This window comes from Microbacterium sp. Kw_RZR3 (genome assembly GCF_029222405.1).
Classification (GTDB): domain Bacteria; phylum Actinomycetota; class Actinomycetes; order Actinomycetales; family Microbacteriaceae; genus Microbacterium.
In genome coordinates, this window is record NZ_JARHXC010000298.1 from 1 (window position 1) to 5,116 (window position 5,116).

4 protein-coding genes are annotated in these 5,116 nt (G+C 70.2%); 1 reads left to right on the plus strand and 3 read right to left on the minus strand.

The features are described 5' to 3' along the window. The 3 genes from P2P98_RS16600 to P2P98_RS16610 are packed head-to-tail and all read right to left on the minus strand — an operon-like array spanning position 1 to position 2,626. Positions 1-825 (minus strand): ABC transporter permease, encoded by an 825-nt coding sequence (locus tag P2P98_RS16600; protein ID WP_275801368.1) that lies wholly within the window; start codon positions 823-825, stop codon positions 1-3. Continuing rightward, positions 822-1,688, minus strand: a complete 867-nt coding sequence (locus P2P98_RS16605; protein WP_275801369.1) for an ABC transporter permease — start codon at positions 1,686-1,688, stop codon at positions 822-824. Before P2P98_RS16605 ends, P2P98_RS16600 begins: the two co-directional genes overlap by 4 nt. Then, positions 1,685-2,626 carry an ATP-binding cassette domain-containing protein gene (locus tag P2P98_RS16610; RefSeq protein ID WP_275801370.1) on the minus strand — a complete coding sequence of 314 codons (942 nt, stop codon included), beginning with the start codon at positions 2,624-2,626 and terminating at the stop codon, positions 1,685-1,687. Before P2P98_RS16610 ends, P2P98_RS16605 begins: the two co-directional genes overlap by 4 nt. Positions 2,627-2,991: 365 nt before the next feature. Here P2P98_RS16610 and P2P98_RS16615 point away from each other — a divergent pair, with 365 nt between their 5' ends. Beyond that, positions 2,992-4,857, plus strand: a complete 1,866-nt coding sequence (locus tag P2P98_RS16615; protein WP_275801371.1) for an ABC transporter ATP-binding protein — start codon at positions 2,992-2,994, stop codon at positions 4,855-4,857. Positions 4,858-5,116: the final 259 nt, after the last annotated feature.

The window sequence follows — 5,116 nt, forward strand, 5'->3', positions numbered from 1 at the left end:
TCAGTCGAGGAACAGGGCGCGCAGGCGCTTGGTCGTGAAGAACAGGCCGACCGCGATCATGACGACGTAGTAGAGCACGTGCCAGAGCAGCGCGGGCGAGAGCGACCCGGTCGTGAGCCCCCGGATGAGTTCGACCCCGTGCCAGAGCGGGAAGGCTTGCACGAGGTACTGGATCGGCTCGGAGTACGTCGTGATCGGGAAGAACGTCGCGGAGAACAGGAACATCGGCAGCATGATCAGGGTGATCCAGTCCATGTGCTGGAAAGTCTTCATGTAGCTCGTGATCGCCATGCCGAGGCTCGCGAAGCCGAACGCGATGAGCACCACCGCGGGAAGGGCGAGGATCGCGGTCGGCGCGAGATTCAGCCCGAACAGCTGCATGATGACCATGAAGCCGCACGCATAGACCAGCCCGCGCATCAGCGCGTACAGGATCTCGCCGAGCGCGACGTCGAGCGGACCCAGCGAGGTCGACAGCATCCCCTCGTAGAGCTTGCCGTAGTTGAGCTTGAAGAAGACGTTCCACGTCGAGTCGTAGACGGCGCCGTTCATCGCCGAGACCGCGAGAAGCGCCGGCGCGATGTACGCGGCGTACGGGACGACCATGCCCGTGGAGGTCGTGACCTCACCCACGAGCGCGCCCAGACCGATGCCCATCGACGCCAGGTACAGCACCGGCTCGAAGAAGCCCGATACCACCACGACCCAGTTCGACGACCGCGCCGCCAGGAAGCTGCGCTGCAGCACCGCCTGCGGGTTGCCGGCCCAGAGGGCTCCGACGCCGCCGCGGCGACGCGCGGGGCGCTCGGTCGTGACGGCGCTCATGCGGCGAGCCTCCGTTCGAAGATGCGTCGCGCCACCAGGTACCCTCCCGTGGCGAGCGCGAGCAGGTACGCCAGGTGTCCGAGCGCCGGAAGCGGCTCGAGGGGACCGTACGTGAGCATGCGTCCGACCTCGGTCGCGTGCCACAGCGGCGAGACCCATCCGATGGGCTGCAGGAACCACGGCAGCGTCGAGAGGGGGTAGAACGTGCCCGAGAACAGGAACATCGGGACGAAGACGAACCGTTGCACGAGAGCGAACTGCCCCTTGTCCTCTTCGAGGGAAGCCGCGAAGGCCATGAGGGGCGCGCCGAAGCTCACCCCGGCGAGCAGGCCCACGGGGATCGACAGCCATCCCGTGGCGGGCTCGGGGACGGCGCCGAACAGCCAGATGAAGAGGTAGTAGGCCGCGACGCCGACGAACATGCGTGCCGAGGCACCCAGGACGACGCCGTTCGCGATCTGCGCCGACGACAGCGGCGAGGCGTTGAAGCCGTAGAAGTAGCGGCGCCACTTGAAGCCCGACATCACGGGGTACGTGAACTCCTCGGATGCCACTCCCACGGCCGCCGTGGCCAGCAGCGCGGGCGCGATGAAGACGAGGTAGGGCACGGCACGCCCGCCATCGTCGATCTGGCCCTGGATGAGCGCGGCGAGGCCGAGGCCCAGACCGAGCAGGTAGAGGATCGGCTGACCGAGGGCGCCGACGACGATCGTCCAACCGTAGGCGCGCATCGTGCGGACCATGTGCTCGGTGACGTACCAGGAGCCGTATCGGCGCGGCTTGCGCGCCCACGCGAGCACCTCCGCGCGCAACTCGTCGGCGGAGGGGTGGCGAACGGCATCCGGGGTCTGGGGTGTGCTCATTCGATCAGCGACCGTCCGGTGAGGCGGAGGAAGACGTCTTCGAGGCTCGATCGCCGCACGAGCGACGTCAGGGGCGAGTACCCCGCGGCCACGACGCGTTCGAGGGCGGCTTCGCCGTCGTGGGCGTAGACGAGCACCCGGTCGGGGAGCACCTCGACGCGGTCGCCGATGCCGCCGAGGGCGCGGGCGGCCTCTTCGTTGCGATCGGAGCCGAATCGCACCTCGAGCACCTCGCGGCTCGAGTGCTCGCGGATGAGCGACGCGGGCGAGCCCTCGGCCATGATCCGGCCCTTGTCGACGACGATGAGCCGGTCGCACAGCTGCTCGGCCTCGTCCATGTAATGCGTCGTCAGCACGAGCGTCGTACCGCGTTCCTTGAGGCGGAAGAGGCGGTCCCACAGCACGTGTCGCGCTTGCGGGTCGAGTCCGGTGGTCGGCTCGTCGAGTAGCAGGATGCGCGGATCGTTGATGAGCCCCCGGGCGATCGTGAGACGGCGCTTCATTCCGCCGGAGAGTTGCTCGACCTTGCTCGTCGCCTTGTCTTCGAGCTGGGCGAACGCCAGCAGCTCTTCGGCCTTCTGCGCGCAGACTTTGCCGGGCAGCCCGAAGTAACGGCCGTAGACGTAGAGGTTCTCGCGCGCGTTCAGCTCGGCGTCGAGGTTGTCTTGCTGGGGGATCACACCGAGCCGCGAACGGATCTCGGGACCGTAGTGATCGGGGTCGAGGCCGAGGATGCTCAGGTCGCCCGCGGTTCGCGTCGAGACGGCGCCGATCATCTTCATGGTCGTCGACTTTCCCGCGCCGTTGGGCCCGAGCAGGCCGAAGGACTCGCCCGGCGCCACCTCGAACGACAGCCCGTCGACCGCGACGAAGTCGGCCTTGCCCTTCGCGCGGTAGCGCTTGACCAGGTCTCTTGCGGCGATCACGGGCTCAGACACGGCTCCACCATATCGAGGGGCTCCGACATGGGCCGGGGCGGGGCCGTGGTGTCCCGGGGGCCTGCCGCGGGGCGGGGCCGTGGTGTCCCGGGGGCCTGCCGCGGGGCGGGGCGGGGCTGCCCCGGGGGCCCACCGCGGGGCGGGTGGCCGGGGCGGGCGGCCGGGCGGGTCGCGGCAGGGGCCGCCTGAGGGCGTGGCGGGCCAAACTCCTGAGTTCCTGCGCTGTCAGGCCTCGGCCGCGGCTGACATCGCGCGGCCGCCGAGGGCTTCTCAGGAGTTTCGTCCACCGGCGAACCAGCTCGACCGGCCGTGTCGGCGGTGAGGGGTACGGTCGAAGCACCCCATCTTCCTTTCCCGAGGTCCGCATGTCTTCTCCCGCCCCCGCGCGTGGCCGGCGCGGCCGTCGCACCCCCGAAGGGCCGCGCGCGTCGTTCCGCCAGTTGCTGCCGTTCCTGCTCGAGCACAAGCGCACCCTCGCCGTGGTCGCCGTACTCAGCGTGCTGGGCGCCGCCGCGACGCTCGCGCAGCCCCTGCTGGTCGGCGAGGTCATCTCGCGTGTGCAAAACGCCGTACCCCTCGGCGCCCTCGTCTGGCTGCTCGTAGCCTTCGTCGTGCTGTCTTCGGTGATCTCGGGTTTCCAGCACTACCTGCTTCAGCGCACGGGCACCGCGGTCGTGTACTCGTCGCGAAGGCGCCTGATCGCCCGCATCTTGCGCCTGCCCATCAGCGAGTTCGACGCCCGCCGCACCGGCGATCTCGTCTCGCGCGTGGGCACCGACACCACGCTGCTGTATGCCGTCCTCACGCAGGGATTCGCGGATGCCGTGGGCAACGCGCTCATCCTCGTCGGCGCCGTGATCGCGATGGCGTTCATCGACCCGCTGCTGCTCGGACTGATCGTCGTCGTCGTGGGTGCCTCGCTGGCGGTTGTCGTGTTGCTCAGCACGCGCATCCGCGCGGCCTCCGCCGACCACCAGGCGCGGGTCGGCGAGCTCTCGTCGGGGGTCGAGCGGGCGGTGGGCTCGATTCGCACCATCCGCGCCGCCGGGGCGACGGAACGGGAGGCCGCGGCTGTGACGCGAACCGCCACCGCCGCGTACGACGCCGGGGTGCGCATCGCGCGGGTGTCGGCTCTGATCGTTCCGATCGCCTTCGTCGCGCTACAGGTCTCGCTGCTCGTCGTGCTGGGCGTCGGCGGGTACCGCGTGGCATCCGGAGCGATCGACGTCGCGTCGCTCGTCACCTTCGTGATCTTCCTCTTCCTGCTCGTGCAGCCCCTCGCCTCGGCGATCGGTGCCATCACGTCGGTGAATCAGGCGCTCGGCGCACTCGGACGCATCCAGGAGGTCCTCGATCTTCCCCTCGAGAGCGATGGCGACCAGCCGCGGGCGGCGGGCTCGATTCCGGATGCCGCTGCGTTGGAGTTCCGCGACGTGCGGTTCCGGTACCCCGAGCACGTCGTGAAGGCACGCGAGGCGGCGGCCCGGGAGGCCCGCTCGGTCCTCGCCGATGTCCACCTCGAGACGGAGGAGCTTCCCGCGGAGAGCGACCGCGAGGTGCTGCGCGGGGTGTCGTTCACGGTGCCCCGCGGGTCGCGCGTGGCACTGGTGGGGCCGTCGGGGGCGGGCAAGAGCACGATCCTGTCGCTCGTCGAGCGCTTCTACGACCCGACCGACGGCGCGATCCTCGTCGACGGCGTGGATGCCCGCGAGCTCGCGCGCGACGATTTGCGGGCCCGCTTCGGGTACGTCGAGCAGGACGCCCCGACCCTGGCCGGCACGATCGCCGACAATCTGCGACTCGCCTCGCCCGCGGCATCCGACGCCGACTGCGAACGCGTCCTGCGCGAGGTCAACCTCGGCGACGTGTTGGAGCGGAGCCCGCTCGGCGTCGACGCTCCCGTCGGAGAGGACGGCGTGATGCTGTCGGGCGGAGAGCGTCAGCGTCTCGCGATCGCACGCGCCCTGCTGGCGGCTCCCCCGGTGCTGCTGCTCGACGAGTCGACCTCGTCGCTCGACGGCGTGAACGAGCAACGCATGCGCGAGGCGATCGACGCGGTGGCGACCGACCGCACCCTCCTGGTAATCGCGCACCGCCTGTCGACGGTCGTCGACAGCGACCTCATCGTCGTGCTCGAGAACGGCCGGGTGGTCGGTCAGGGTACGCACAGCGAGCTCGTGGCATCCACTCCCCTGTACCGGGATCTGGCGAAGCATCAGCTGCTGGTGTAGCGGGGTCGGCTTCGGCCGGCGGTCGGGCGCGGGGTGGGTCGCTGCTGGCCGCGGGCGGCTCGGGGCTTCGGGGCGGGTGTGCGCGCACGCATAAACACGATCCGCGCACGGAAACACGCTCTGCACGCGTTTGCGTGAGCAGACAGCGTTTATGCGCGACCGCCACGGCGCGGACGCCCCGCGCGGACGCGCCCCGATACCACGGACCGCCGTCCGCGCGGGCCCCCGCGCCGCCGCTCGCCCGCCAACACGCATAAAC

Excerpts from the sequence above, each read along its gene's own strand:
- P2P98_RS16600 (WP_275801368.1), bottom strand. The coding sequence starts at position 825 with ATGAGCGCCGTCACGACCGAGCGCCCCGCGCGTCGCCGCGGCGGCGTC.
- P2P98_RS16605 (WP_275801369.1), bottom strand. The coding sequence starts at position 1,688 with ATGAGCACACCCCAGACCCCGGATGCCGTTCGCCACCCCTCCGCCGAC.
- P2P98_RS16615 (WP_275801371.1), top strand. The coding sequence starts at position 2,992 with ATGTCTTCTCCCGCCCCCGCGCGTGGCCGGCGCGGCCGTCGCACCCCC.